Source organism: Alteromonas stellipolaris (genome assembly GCF_001562115.1).
Classification (GTDB): domain Bacteria; phylum Pseudomonadota; class Gammaproteobacteria; order Enterobacterales; family Alteromonadaceae; genus Alteromonas; species Alteromonas stellipolaris.
Genome location: NZ_CP013926.1, coordinates 2,285,764 through 2,299,948, shown reverse-complemented (window position 1 = coordinate 2,299,948; position 14,185 = coordinate 2,285,764). Strand labels below are relative to the sequence as shown.

14 protein-coding genes are annotated in these 14,185 nt (G+C 45.8%); all 14 read left to right on the top strand.

Features of this window, described 5'->3' with window-relative positions; translation table 11 throughout:
- The first annotated feature begins 11 nt into the window (after positions 1-11).
- Positions 12-1,052, top strand: a complete 1,041-nt coding sequence (gene fliG, locus AVL57_RS09755) for a flagellar motor switch protein FliG (RefSeq protein WP_057793308.1) — start codon at positions 12-14, stop codon at positions 1,050-1,052.
- 87 nt (positions 1,053-1,139) lie between these two features.
- Positions 1,140-1,925, top strand: a complete 786-nt coding sequence (fliH, locus tag AVL57_RS09750; RefSeq protein ID WP_057793307.1) for a flagellar assembly protein FliH — start codon at positions 1,140-1,142, stop codon at positions 1,923-1,925.
- Entirely contained in the window at positions 1,918-3,252 is a 1,335-nt protein-coding gene (gene fliI, locus AVL57_RS09745; RefSeq protein ID WP_057793306.1) for a flagellar protein export ATPase FliI, read from the top strand. The genes fliH and fliI overlap by 8 nt, the downstream gene beginning before the upstream one ends.
- Positions 3,253-3,258: 6 nt before the next feature.
- Positions 3,259-3,705 carry a flagellar export protein FliJ gene (fliJ, locus tag AVL57_RS09740; protein WP_013785102.1) on the top strand — a complete coding sequence of 149 codons (447 nt, stop codon included), beginning with the start codon at positions 3,259-3,261 and terminating at the stop codon, positions 3,703-3,705.
- A gap of 280 nt (positions 3,706-3,985) precedes the next feature.
- Entirely contained in the window at positions 3,986-6,286 is a 2,301-nt protein-coding gene (locus AVL57_RS09735) for a flagellar hook-length control protein FliK (RefSeq protein WP_057793305.1), read from the top strand.
- Positions 6,287-6,436: 150 nt separating this feature from the next.
- A complete protein-coding gene (gene fliL, locus AVL57_RS09730; protein WP_057793304.1) occupies positions 6,437-6,973 on the top strand; it encodes a flagellar basal body-associated protein FliL in 537 nt (178 codons plus the stop codon).
- A gap of 13 nt (positions 6,974-6,986) precedes the next feature.
- Complete coding sequence (gene fliM, locus AVL57_RS09725) at positions 6,987-8,045, top strand: flagellar motor switch protein FliM (RefSeq protein ID WP_013785099.1); 1,059 nt, start codon at positions 6,987-6,989, stop codon at positions 8,043-8,045.
- Positions 8,046-8,062: 17 nt separating this feature from the next.
- A complete protein-coding gene (fliN, locus tag AVL57_RS09720) occupies positions 8,063-8,464 on the top strand; it encodes a flagellar motor switch protein FliN (protein WP_013785098.1) in 402 nt (133 codons plus the stop codon).
- A 28-nt stretch (positions 8,465-8,492) separates the two neighbouring features.
- Positions 8,493-8,912: a flagellar biosynthetic protein FliO gene (gene fliO / locus AVL57_RS09715; protein ID WP_057793302.1), complete on the top strand. Its 420-nt coding sequence runs from the start codon at positions 8,493-8,495 to the stop codon at positions 8,910-8,912.
- The gene (gene fliP / locus AVL57_RS09710) at positions 8,905-9,663 is read left to right on the top strand and encodes a flagellar type III secretion system pore protein FliP (protein WP_057793300.1); all 759 of its coding nucleotides are present in this window, start codon (positions 8,905-8,907) and stop codon (positions 9,661-9,663) included. Before fliO ends, fliP begins: the two co-directional genes overlap by 8 nt.
- A gap of 8 nt (positions 9,664-9,671) precedes the next feature.
- On the top strand, positions 9,672-9,941 hold the full coding sequence (gene fliQ / locus AVL57_RS09705; protein WP_013785095.1) for a flagellar biosynthesis protein FliQ: 270 nt from the start codon (positions 9,672-9,674) through the stop codon (positions 9,939-9,941).
- Position 9,942: 1 nt separating this feature from the next.
- Positions 9,943-10,722, top strand: coding sequence for a flagellar biosynthetic protein FliR (gene fliR, locus AVL57_RS09700; protein ID WP_057793299.1), 780 nt, complete (start codon positions 9,943-9,945; stop codon positions 10,720-10,722).
- Positions 10,723-10,740: 18 nt separating this feature from the next.
- Positions 10,741-11,871 (top strand): flagellar biosynthesis protein FlhB, encoded by a 1,131-nt coding sequence (gene flhB, locus AVL57_RS09695; protein ID WP_057793297.1) that lies wholly within the window; start codon positions 10,741-10,743, stop codon positions 11,869-11,871.
- Between the two features lie 211 nt (positions 11,872-12,082).
- The gene (gene flhA / locus AVL57_RS09690) at positions 12,083-14,182 is read left to right on the top strand and encodes a flagellar biosynthesis protein FlhA (protein ID WP_013785092.1); all 2,100 of its coding nucleotides are present in this window, start codon (positions 12,083-12,085) and stop codon (positions 14,180-14,182) included.
- Positions 14,183-14,185 lie beyond the last annotated feature (3 nt).

The following is a 14,185-nucleotide window of genomic DNA, read 5'->3' as shown; positions in this document are numbered from 1 at the left end:
GAGAGCGTATTATGGCTGAAGAACTTGCCACTACAGAAGAAGCGTCCTATGACGTCAGTAAGCTAGAAGGGGTTGAAAAAGCCGCCATCTTGCTTCTGAGTTTGTCTGAAGAAGACGCTGCACAAATTTTAAAACATCTTGAGCCAAAGCAAGTTCAAAAGCTGGGTTCTGAGATGGCTAAAGTGGATGATATGACACAGACAAAAATTACGTCTGTGCATAAACACTTTATTGAAGAGATTCAAAACTACAGTACCATCGGCTTCCAAAGCCAAGACTTTGTTAAGCGCGCCCTTACCGCTGCATTAGGTGAAGATAAAGCGGCTAACTTAATTGACCAAATTCTGATGGGAAGTGGAGCGAAAGGTCTCGATTCGTTGAAGTGGATGGACTCGAAGCAAGTAGCCAGTATCATCCGAAACGAACATCCTCAGATTCAAACCATTGTATTGTCGTACTTAGAGCCAGAACAGAGTGCCGAAATATTGGCACAGTTCCCAGAAAAAGTACGCTTAGACTTACTTATGCGTATTGCGAATCTTGAAGAAGTTCAGCCTGCTGCACTGCAAGAGCTTAACGAAATCATGGAGAAACAATTCGCCGGTCAAGCGGGTACGCAAGCCGCTAAAATGGGCGGCCTGAAATCTGCTGCGAACATCATGAACTACCTTGATACCGCTATTGAAGGTCAGTTGATGGATGCTATCCGTGAACAAGACGAAGAAATGAGTCAACAAATCCAAGATCTCATGTTCGTATTCGACAACTTAGTCGATGTAGACGACAAAGGTATTCAAGCTATCTTGCGCGAAGTGCAACAAGATGCGCTGCTTAAGTCGATTAAAGGTGCGGACGAAGAGCTTAAGAACAAGATTTTGAAAAACATGTCGAAGCGTGCGGCAGAAATGCTTAACGACGACCTTGAAGCCTTGGGGCCTGTACGTATATCTGAAGTTGAAACTGCACAGAAAGAAATTCTCTCTGTTGCCAGAAGACTTTCCGATTCAGGTGAAATTATGCTGGGCGGCGGAGGCGGTGAAGAGTTCTTATAACCCTTCATTATTTATTCGCTATTGTGGTTAAAATAGGCCTTTGCACTAGTTTGCTAAAGGCCTCATGAACGTTACCTGGGTAGATTGATGTCATCAAATAAAGGCTTCAGCGACGACGAATTAAGTGATGCAAAACCTTGGGATTTGCCCTTCGTTGAACAGCCCGAAAAGCCACAAGATAAAGACAAAACCAACGCGCTAAATTTCCGTTCAGATTGGAAATACGAGCCACCAGAAGAGGAAGAAGCTGAAATCCTTCCTCCTACTGCACAAGAAATTGAAGCTATTAGACAAGCTGCTCACGATGAAGGCTACGGACAAGGCAAGGCGCAAGGTTTCGAAGAAGGGAAAGCGGAAGGCCTAGAGCTAGGACTTAATGAAGGTCGTGAATCTGGTCATGCTGAGGGGCTTGAGCAAGGATTAGAAGAAGGTAAGGGCATAATTTCTTCGCAAGTTGAAGTTTGGCAGCAACTTATTGAAAAACTTCATACGCCATTATCACAAGCTAACGACGAAACCCGCGATCAGCTAGTTAAGCTTGCAGTTACTCTTGCCAAATCTGTAATAAAAACCGAAATTTCGTCGAATCATCAAGTGATTTTACAAGCGCTTAGCGAAGGAATGAAAGCTCTGCCAGTCAATCAAACTCGGTATCAAATTCATATGCATCCGGATGATATAGCGCTAGTTACCGAACATTATTCCGAAGCTACGTTAAAAGAGAAAGATTGGCAGTTCATTGAAGCGCCTACTATGGAGCGAGGTGGCTGTGATATTGCGACTGAACAAAATGCCGTAGATGTTTCCATTGAACGCCGTTGTCGCGATGTGATTGACAAATTTATGGTGAATCAGGGTTTATCAGATGACTAGCCCTTGGCATGCGCATTTCGACAGCTTGCAGAAGCAAGTTACGTCACCGCCTATTGTGGCGGCGGGTAAACTTGTCAGAGGCATAGGCCTTACTCTGGAAGCAGTTGGGTGCCAACTACCCGTCGGTAGCCAGTGCCTTGTGCAAACCATTGAAGGCGAAATTGAGGCTGAAGTGGTGGGGTTTGGCGCCGATATTACTTACCTCATGCCCACCGAAGCAGTGCGGGGCATTGTACCTGGGAGTCGGGTTATGCCGCTGAACCGACAAAGTGGCCTTGCCGTTGGCATGGGACTATTGGGTCGTGTGGTGGATGGCAACGGCAACCCGCTGGATGGGCTTGGCGAAATTCAAACTGAAACCCGCGTACCTACTACGCGCCCTCCTATCAACCCGTTAATTCGCCGCGCTATTACTCAGCCTATGGATGTCGGTGTTCGCGCTATTAACGCGCTAAATACCGTTGGCGTAGGTCAACGCATGGGGCTTTTTGCAGGTAGCGGCGTGGGGAAAAGTGTTTTGCTCGGTATGATGACCCGAGGCTGCGAAGCCGATGTGGTTGTGGTTGGCTTAGTGGGAGAGCGGGGCCGAGAAGTAAAAGAGTTTATTCACGATATCTTAACCGAAGAAGAGCGCGCCCGTGCGGTTGTGGTAGCAGCGCCGGCCGATACTTCACCGTTAATGCGCTTGAAGGGCTGCGAAACGGCAGTCACGATTGCTGAATACTTTCGCGATCAGGGCTTAAAAGTTCTACTACTTATCGATTCTTTAACTCGCTATGCCATGGCCCAACGTGAAATTGCATTAGCGGTGGGTGAGCCTCCCGCCACAAAAGGGTATCCGCCCTCGGTATTTGCCCGATTACCTGCATTGGTAGAAAGGGCGGGTAACGGAAGTGAGAAACAAGGTTCTATCACCGCCTTTTACACGGTACTTACCGAAGGTGACGATTTACAAGATCCCATTGCCGATGCCGCACGGGCTATTTTAGATGGCCACGTTGTGTTATCACGGACCCTCGCCGATAGCGGTCATTACCCTGCCATCGATATTGAAGCGTCTATTAGCCGTGTTATGCCTATGGTGGTCAGCGATGAACATCAACAAATGGCACGCAGAGTAAGGCAAGTTTATTCAAACTATAAACAAAACCAAGATCTTATATCCATTGGTGCTTATGCCAAAGGTTCAGATCCTCGTATCGATTTAGCCATTCGTGCAGAGCCTGCAATTAATGCATTCCTGCAACAAGGCATGAAGAATGTATTGCCTTACGATGAATGTCTAGAAGGCATGGCTGCATTAGCGAAAGGCTTAGGGCAAGGGTAATCAATTATGTCTAAACAATTAGAACGCCTCGCTGAATTTGAACGAGAAAGAGAGCAACGCATTGCCCAAATGTTCCAACAAGCACAGCAAAATGTGATGCAACAGAAACAAAAGCTCACCAGCCTTGAGCAATATAGAATTGATTACTTAAAGGGCATTCAGCAAACCGGCAAAGCGGGTGTAACTGCTACCCATTATCAACAGCATTTGTCGTTTGTAGGCAAATTAGATAAGGCCTGTGAGCAGCAAATGAATGTCATTGCACAAGCAAATATGGCCGCCGACCAGCGTAAACAGCTTTGGCTAAAGCAGCAGCAAAAAGTAAAGGCAGTAGAGTTGTTACTTAATAAACGTCATTTAGCTAAAGTGGCAAAAGAAGCTAGAGCAGAACAAGCTATGATGGACGAATTTGCCACGCAGAAATTTTTTAGGAGTGGAAAAACTTTTTTCTAGTCAGTTTATCTTATTTTCATTCACCCCAAGTCAGTTACCCCAAGTCTTTCAATCCTTTCGATTTTTTAAATACCTCGTCGTTTAATCTCCACAGTGGAACACTCTTTGCAAATTCGTTAATCATTAATGTGTTTATACGCCTAATTTGAATGCCGATATGGCAGCTTTTCTAAGCTAAGTGTCGGCCTGCAGCCCTCGGACACTGGGTTGTAGAGACCAAACGATTCAATCTGGGTTTTCATGGTTCTGACTTTTAAAGTCATAGCAGGACGGTAAAAATATGATGCAACAAGTTGCCGCACAAAAAACAGACATTGCCGCATTGCCTTTCTCTGCTTCGTCAACGGCAAAAGCCGTAGAAGCTGGAATGGGTGCAGAAGATTCATCGCAGAATAACAAAGCGTTTGAAGCTGCCTATATTCAAGCAAAAGAGTCAAATGCAAAGTCTCTTGACGCTCAAAACAGAAGTCATTCATCGCGACACGCAAGTGCCTCGGTAAACGACAGTGCAAACCCTGCTATCGAAAAGAAATCGGCTAATAACCGCTCGGTTGACCCAGAGGAAGGAAATGTTGACTTACCTCCGGTAAAAGATGATGAAGCGCAAGCGCGAAATGGCGATCAAGCGGACCAAACAGGCAATAAAGGCGAAGTGGGGGATGTAGCCCCACCTGGCGAAGACACGGATGAATCGGCAAATACTGACATTGCTGATGCGCAGGCACGTCGAATTGACGCTGATGCAAACAAAGGCGGTAAAGACGATGGCCTAAATAATGGTGAAAACATCGGTGAAAATAACGGCCAAACTAAGAAAGACTTCTTTGGCGGCCATATCGATTTACCACCCGAAGAGTTAACGAGTATTGGAAGCGGGGATAGCGAAAGCTCCACAGACTGGATTGAGTATGTAACATCAATGATAGGTGCTTCTAGTGACGCTGAGGTTTCTTCAGATGCCGAGGCTAGCAGTAACACGGCCAGTATCGATGATTTATTAAACGCTGGCGGGATAGAGGATGCCGAATTAGCTGCGAAGCAATCAGCACAAGCTTTGCTAGCGGGTAATGAGTTGATGAGCGAAGACGTACTAAGTGCGTTGGCGTTAAATAACGGCAGCAACGAAAGCAATGCCGGGGTAAACGGTGCATTAACCGCAACGAGTCTTCCGGACGATGTTGATGCAAGCTCAGCAACGGAAATAACGGCTTATCTAATGAGCTTGCTTGAGAGTCAAACCGGTGACGAACTTAGTCAAGATGCCGGAGAAGCGCTTAGTAAAGAAACCTTAGAAGCAGTAAAAGCACTCACCGCTGCGCTATTGGCTAAAGCTAATGAAAACGCTGCAACAAGCGAAGTTGATGCAGGGCAGTCGGAAAGTGTTGATCCCTTAGCTAACCTGCTTGCGCAGTTTTTAGGTGATGCAAGCGAAAATGGTGAAGAAAGCTCTGATACTCAGGCACAACATGCCGAACAAGCGCTCTTGTCCGAACAAGAAGCAGTAGATGAACAAGCCTTGAGTGCCGATGAGGCATTAGTATTAAGTCTTCTTCAAGAACAAATTGCTGGGCAAACTGACACCAAAGAGGCGCTAAATGCAGCGTTAGCCAATGGTGTTTCAGGCCAATCTACTGCATCAACGCAAACGAATAACAACCCTATCGATACAGTCTCTACCGAAGCTAGCGATGTACTTACCGATAGCCAGGGTGAATCTTTGCTGCAGTCACTCGCGATGATGTCACCAGAAAGTGCACAAAAAGCGACTGAAGCATTTGCCGAGCGGGTAGCGGCATCTTTGCCTACAGCGACCACCGCAGCCCAGCAACAAGCGGTTAAATCAAACCTGATTGCTGGTATAAACGAGTTTCAGCAACAAGTCGCTCAAGGGCGTGAGCCAGGCATAGATCTTTCGGCACTTGTAGCCGATGCAGCCTCTGAAGCAGGGTTAACACAAACTCAAATGCAGAATGTTGCGGGGCAAACGGATGCGCTAGCCGGACAGTTTATGCAATTGGTAAACGGTACCCAACAAAGCGCTCATCAGGTATTGCAAAGTGAGTTAGTCAGTATCGATTCTCACATGAATGAAAATAACCAAGTTCGAGCAGAGTCAACCAAAACTCAGCTTCAATTTGATGGTGCTGACAAACCTGTCAATATTTTGAAGCCCGAAGGCCAGCAGCAGTTGCATGAGAAAATTCGCTGGATGGTGAATGCGCGAAACAGTATGGCAGAAATTAGGCTCGACCCGCCTGAACTAGGCAGTATGCAGGTGCGTGTGAATGTATCTGGCGATGCAGCCAGTGTAAGTTTCATTGTGCAGTCGCAACACGCTAAAGATGCACTAGCCGATGCCATGCCAAGGCTAAAAGATATGCTAGCAGAGCAAGGCATTAATTTAGGTGAATCAGAAGTTCGTAAAGATAATTCGTCACAAAATGGTGATGGAAGTGGCCAGCAACTTGCAGGTAACGGTGTAGCTAGCCAAGATACCGACGGTGAGTTCGACGAAGGCTCCACGGTGATAGAGCAATCTGTCACTAGGGAAGCGAAAGGCGGTATAGACTATTACGCTTAGTAGGTAGATAGCGAAGGCAAAGACTTAAGTAGGGTTGATGTACAATTGCGCTATCTGCTATAAGAACTGCAAATTTATGCAGGCTTACGTTGCCATTTGCGTCGTAAGCCTGATAATACGAGTTCCTCGTGGGATATTGACGGATTAGACATGGCTGAAGAAGAGTTACAGATTGAAGAAGGTGGTAAAAAGAAAGGCAAAATGATGCTGATTATTATTATCGCCGTGGTGTTAGTTGGCGGTGGTGCAGCAGCCTATTTTCTTTTATTCGCTGGAGGTGATGAGCCTGTTGCTGCAGAGCAACTTGCCGAAACCGAAGAGCAAGCAGCCACTGAAACAGCGGCTCCAGGTGGAAGCGCTGAAGTAGGTACCGCCTTGTACGTTGCTATGCCACGCCCTTTCGTTTTTAACGTTCCGGGCACAGGTCGAGACCGATTAGTACAAATTAAAGTGCAGCTTCTAGTGCGGGGCTCAGACAACGAAGAGTTGGCTAAAACCCACATACCGCTGATTGAAGGCACTTTGCTGCAAGTCTTTAGTACATCAAATGCCGATGATTTGGTGACTGAAGCAGGAAAAATTGAACTGCGTGAACAAGCGGTGACTGAAGTACAAAAAGTGCTTAAAGACATCGCGGGAAGTGATGTGGTTGAGCGTGTGCTCTTCACTGGTTTTGTGATGCAATAACAGGTAGAAAACTGTGAGTGATTTATTATCTCAAGATGAAATCGATGCCCTCCTACACGGGGTAGACGATGTAGAAGAAGACGAGGTTGGCGATGCTGACTCCGATGCTTCTACGCTAGAGTACGACTTCTCCTCACAGGATAGGATTGTTCGTGGGCGTATGCCTACACTTGAAATCGTTAATGAACGCTTTGCCCGTCATATGCGGGTGAGTTTGTTCAATATGATGCGCCGCTCTGCGGAAGTGTCAATTAACGGTATTCAAATGATTAAGTTTGGTGAATACATTCATACCTTGTTTGTACCCACTAGCTTGAACATGGTGCGGTTTCGCCCACTTAAAGGTACTGGCCTTATCACCATGGAAGCCCGTTTGGTTTTCATTCTGGTAGATAACTTCTTTGGGGGTGATGGCCGCTACCATGCAAAAATTGAAGGGCGTGAATTTACGCCAACAGAGCGGCGTATTATTCAAATGCTGCTTAAAATTATTTTTGAAGATTACAAGGAAGCGTGGGCGCCAGTCATGGACGTGTCTTTTGAGTATTTAGACTCAGAAGTAAACCCAGCGATGGCGAATATTGTGAGCCCCACTGAAGTGGTGGTGATAAGCTCGTTTCATATAGAGCTTGATGGTGGTGGTGGCGATTTCCACGTTTCGCTTCCATATTCAATGCTTGAGCCTATCCGTGAATTGCTAGATGCGGGTGTGCAAAGTGATAAAGAAGACACTGATTTACGTTGGAGTAAAGCACTTCGCGATGAAATCATGGACGTAAAAGTGGCACTGACGACCCACATGCTTGATGTGGATGTGTCATTACGCCAAGTAATGGAATTTAAACCAGGTGAAATTATTCCTGTAGAAATGCCAGAAACCATTACTGTGCTGATTGAAGATTTACCTACGTTCAGAGCTAAACTAGGTCGTTCACGTGATAACTTAGCCCTGAAGATAGTAGAAAAGATTGCAAGACCGACTTCTGTGAAGTCTGAGCTACAATTATTAACCCGCGGCGGGCGCATTATAGATAATGATGCCGAGCTGCAAGTACTCGAAGAAGACCTGTAAGGTGAGGGGAATATCCCATGAGTGAAGACGGTATGGACGATTGGGCTGCCGCTATGGCGGAGCAAGCCGATTCTGAAGCTGACGATCAGGAAAACGATGATGTTCAGGTTGCAGAACTCGACGAATTAACCGACGACACACCCATAACCCAAGAAGAGAAAAAGAAGCTGGATACCATTTTGGATATTCCAGTCACCATCTCGATGGAAGTAGGGCGTAGTCAAATAAGTATCCGAAATCTGCTACAGTTGAATCAGGGATCTGTGGTGGAGCTGGACCGAGTTGCTGGTGAACCATTAGATGTATTGGTAAATGGCACGTTGATTGCTCATGGTGAAGTAGTAGTGGTCAACGATAAATTCGGTATTCGGTTAACGGATGTTATTAGTCAAATCGAGAGAATCAAGAAGCTTCGATAAATCTTCTTACATAGCAAGGGGTTGCGCAATGCTGCCCCTTATATTTACGCAAGTAGTGAATGCGCAATCTACCCAATCAATCACTAACCCCACCTCTGTAGTGTCAATTTTTCTATCACTTCTTTTAGTGGTTGGAATTATTTTTGCGCTTGCTTACCTTATGCGTCGATTTAATGTCGGTACCATGGGTGGTGGCCAAATGAAGGTAGTCGCCACTATGGTGGCAGGCACTAAAGAAAAAATTATGGTTATTCAGGTGGGCGACGAACAACACCTTGTGGGCGTTACCAGTCATAATATTTCCCATTTAAGTAAACTTGAAAAGCACTTAGAAACGCCAGTAGCAAATGGGCAGCAAGGTAGCGGTGACGCATTTAAACAAAAGCTGGTTGCCGCCATGGCAGGTAAGCTGAACCCTTCAATAAAGGAAGATAAAAACGATGCGTAAGTTTTGGACCGCATTTTTTGTAGTGTTAGCTTCTTGGGTGATTGCTGAGCCTGCATTGGCACAACAAGGCATTTCTGCGGTTACCGTCGTGACTAACGACGACGGCTCGCAAGATTACACCATGACGTTACAAGCGCTGTTTATCATGACGGCGCTCAGTCTTATACCTGCATTCATTATGATGATGACCTCATTTACTCGTATCATAGTGGTGTTATCGATTTTGCGTCAGGCGATTGGCTTGCAGCAATCTCCTTCAAACCAAATTTTGGTAGGGGTAAGTTTGTTTCTATCCATGTTTATTATGGCGCCGGTATTTGAAGAAATTAACGAGCGCGCATTGCAGCCGTATTTGTCAGAGCAAATGACAAGTCTGGATGCGATAGAACAGGCTAAAGGGCCAATGCGTGCCTTTATGCTGTCGCAAACACGGGTGAAAGATTTAGAAACTTTCGTGCGCATTGCAGGCGATGAAGGAAAGTATGCCGACACGGAAGAAGTGCCAATGACTATCCTTATTCCAGCTTTTGTCACCAGTGAACTTAAAACCGCATTTCAAATTGGATTTATGCTGTTTATTCCGTTTCTTATTATCGACCTTGTTGTAGCTTCAATATTAATGGCGATGGGTATGATGATGCTGTCACCCATGATTGTTTCTTTGCCATTTAAGCTCATGTTGTTTGTGTTAGTTGATGGTTGGAATCTCATATTTGGCACACTGGCGACCAGTTTTGGTATGGGTGTGTAGGAGGACTTATGTCACCAGAAGTCTTTGTTGAAATACTCCGCGAAGCCATGTTTATGGTTATTGTTCTGGTGTCCGCGGTGATTGTTCCAAGCCTTATTGTCGGGCTAGTAGTTGCCGTGTTTCAGGCTGCAACCTCAATTAACGAACAAACCATGAGTTTCTTGCCGCGATTACTTGTTACCTTATTAGCACTTAGCTGGGGAGGCAACTGGTTGGTGCAAAAGTTAATGGATTTCACTTTCCACATGGTAGAAATGATACCTCAGGTTGTCGGTTAACATGGTTGTTGAACTGGCTACCATCAATCAGTTTCTTGCTGATTTAATGCTGCCGTTTATGCGCATTAGTGGGCTTTTTGTGGCAATGATTGGCTTAAGCGCACAATCTATTCCCCCGCAAGTTCGTGCTCTGCTAGGCATAATGCTAACCCTTATTATTATGCCGGTAGTGCCGCCCGCACCTGTTGATGATTTAGTGAATCTAGGCACCTTTATTCTTGGGATTCAGCAGCTGTTAATAGGCGTAGCTATCGGGTTTATTTCCATGATGGTGCTAAATACTTTTGTGCTGGCAGGGCAAATTATTGCTATGCAAACGGGTTTAGGTTTCGCTTCAATTGTAGACCCCGTCAATGGTATTAACGTTCCGGCCGTAGGCCAATTTTACTTAATTCTAGCTACCTTGCTGTTTTGGACGTTAGACGGCCATCTGGCTATGATCCACATGATAGTATTAAGCTTTCATGCGTTCCCAATCGGGGAAGCATGGTGGACAGGTGAGCAGTTTAGGGAAATTGCCCATTGGGGCGGGTGGATGTTTATCTCTGCGATTACGCTATCGTTGGCGCCCATTGTTTCCCTTCTTATTGTGAATTTAGCGTTTGGTGTAATGACCAAAGCGGCGCCTCAGCTTAATATTTTCAGTATTGGTTTTTCTATTGCACAGGTGATGGGTTTGCTCATTATCTGGATAACCCTGGATAACTTTACCGCGCATTTTGAAACACAGTGGTTCAGGGCCGAGCAGTTTATGTGTCAACTTCTTAGGATTTGCCCATGAAAATAAGTCAGGTGATACATGGCTGATTCAGATTCTAGTGAAAAAACAGAAGACCCCACGGGGAAAAAACTCGAAGACACCCGAAAAAAAGGGCAGATAGCTCGATCCCGAGAACTATCCACAACCTTAGTGTTGGTAGTCAGTGCTTTTATGTTTTTGTTCGTTGGAGGGTGGATTGCCGAATCGGTGTTTAAACTTACTCAGCGTATGTTCGTTTTGTCACGAGATGAAACCTACGATACCACTCATATGTTTGGTGCATGGGGCGACGCGATTTCTACGGTAAGTGTACCGGTTTTACTGTATATGACGGTAGCCATGCTAGCCGGGATATACGGCTCTATTGCATTAGGCGGCTACAACTTCACATGGGAAGGTGCCAAATTTAAAGGCTCTAAAATGAGCCCGCTTAGTGGGTTTAAGCGTATGTTCGGCATGAATGGCTTGGTCGAGTTAATTAAATCTATCGCCAAAGTGGTTGTCATCGTTGGGATGGCGTTAGGCGCATTGCTGTTTTTTGAAGACGAAGCGCTACATCTGGACTTAGAGCTGTACCCGGGTAACATTTTTCACGCGTTAGATATGCTGAAATGGGCTTTTATCATGTTGGTTTGCGGCATGATACCTATTGCACTTATTGATGTGCCTTATCAAATTTATAAGCACAACAAAGAAATTAAGATGACTAAACAAGAGGTGAAAGACGAGCGTAAAAACTCTGAAGGTGATCCCTTGGTAAAAGGCCGCATTCGTCGCTTGCAGTATCAAGCTGCTACTAAGCGTATGATGCAAGAAGTCCCTCAGGCCGATGTGGTGGTGACCAACCCAACCCATTACTCTGTCGCGATAAAGTATGATGACAGTGGTAACCGCGCCCCTGTAGTTGTGGCAAAAGGCACCGATGAATTGGCCATGCATATTCGTAAAATAGCCACCGCCAACGATGTGCCGCTTATTCCATCACCCATGCTAGCCCGTGCCGTTTACTACTCGACTGAAATTGACGGTGAAGTACCCAACGCCTTGTTTATGGCGGTAGCACAAGTATTAGCACACGTTTATCAATTAAAAGCACACAGGGCGGGCAAAGGAAAACGTCCCAAGCCGCTTAAACGTGACTTACCCATACCACCAGAGCTGCGCCGCTAGCGCGCTGCTCGCTGCTTAGTTAAAGCCTAAATAAGTGCCTGAATAGGAGCTAGAACTTAGGCTTATAATGAGACACTCTTTATTGTAGTGCTGCGAATTGCAGCCCTCCCACTTATGTTTAATCGGTTTTATATAAAGCTGGCACGGTAGTTGTAATACTCATTGAAAGATAGCGTTAAGCGTCAATTTTCCGATAGAGAGACTCCCTGCAATGCAGTTATCCGGTTACCTTCAGCGATTCGATAAAAGTCAGCTGCAGAACATTACCAGTGGCTTAGGCGCTCCCATTGTTCTTCTTGCCATTATGGGCATGGTTATTCTTCCCATGCCGCCATTCCTGCTCGACGTATTGTTCAGCTTTAATATTGCGCTGTCTTTAGTCATTATTTTGGTGGCAGTACTCACCCAAAAGCCGGTTGATTTTGGTATTTTTCCCCTCGTGTTATTGATTGCTACCGTACTGCGATTAGCCCTAAATGTGGCCTCTACCCGTGTGGTATTGCTGTACGGACATGAAGGGGGCGATGCTGCGGGTAAGGTTATCGAAGCCTTTGGTGCAGTGGTAATTGGCGGCAACTATGCGGTGGGTGTGGTGGTCTTTGCTATCTTACTTATTATCAACTTTAAAGTAGTCACCGCCGGTGCAGGGCGTATTTCAGAAGTAAGTGCACGCTTTACGCTTGATGCTATGCCAGGTAAGCAAATGGCTATCGATGCCGACTTGAATGCAGGCTATATCGACCAAGATCAGGCGCGTGCTCGCCGTGAAGAAATTACCGCCGAAGCAGATTTCTACGGTTCGATGGACGGTGCGTCAAAATTTGTGAAAGGTGATGCGGTCGCGGGCCTATTCATCATGCTTATCAATATTGTAGGTGGCCTTTTTATTGGCATGATTCAACACGGGCTAAGTTTTGGAAATGCCATTGAGGTATACACCATATTAACCATTGGTGACGGTTTAGTGGCACAAATTCCATCGCTGTTACTGTCTGTGGCTACCGCAATTATTGTTACCCGAGAAAACGAAACCCAAGAAATGGGTAAAGAAATTCGTAGTCAATTGGGTAATAGCCAAGCCCTTTATATTGCCTCTGGTGTGCTATTTGTTATGGGTATTATACCCGGAATGCCTCATTTAGCCTTTATTGGTTTTTCAGTGCTTATAGCTGGTTACGCTTACTGGCAGGGTGTTGCCGCTAAACGCGAGGCAGAAAAGCCTAAAACCCCAGCGAACATAGTGAAAGATGACACTGTCGCGCCTGAAATAAAAGAGCTTGGATGGGACGACGTTCAGCATGTAGACACCATAGGCTTAGAAGTAGGGTATAGATTAATCCCATTAGTAGATAAGTCTCAGGGCGGAGAACTGCTCACTCGTATTAAAGGGGTGCGTAAGAAGCTATCTCAAGAACTGGGCTTTCTTATACCGCCCGTACACATTCGCGATAATCTAGATTTAGAGCCTAACCTTTATACCATTGCCATGTTGGGCGTCACCATTGGCGATGCACAGATAAGTCATGATGAAGAACTTGCGATTAATCCGGGTCAAGTATTTGGCAAGTTGGAAGGCCGTGCCACTAAAGATCCTGCCTTCGGCTTAGATGCAGTATGGATAAAACCGAATAAGCGTGAGCACGCACAAACCTTAGGTTATACCGTGGTTGATGCTGCCACTGTAGTTGCTACTCACTTAAGTCAATTGCTGACAAACAACGCCTATCAACTACTTGGACATGAAGAAGCTCAGCAGCTATTAGACATGCTAGCTAAGCAGCATCCTAAATTAGTTGAAGGGTTAGTGCCTGATATTCTGCCGCTAAGCACCATTGTTAAAGTGCTGCAAACCTTGTTATTTGAAGGGGTGCCTATTCGCGACATGCGTACCATTGTACAAACCTTGAGTGAGTATGGCCCACGTAGCCAAGACCCTGATGTACTGGTGTCTGCGGTACGTATTGCGCTTAAACGTCTCATCACTCAAGAAATTACTCAAGGGGCGAAAGAGATACCCGTCATAACCTTGGCGCCAGAGTTGGAACAGATGTTGCACCAGTCATTACAAGCAGGTGGCGAAGATGGCGCTGGTATAGAACCAGGACTGGCCGATAAGCTGCAAAAATCATTGCAGCAAGCTAGTCAGCAACAAGAATTAGAAGGTGAGCCTGCGGTACTTCTCACTTCCGGTATGTTGCGCCCCGTACTATCTCGCTTCTTAAAGTATTCGGTCGCGGGCTTACATGTACTTTCCTATCAGGAAGTACCCGACGATAAGCAGATAAAAATAGTCAGTTCGGTCGGTCAATAATCT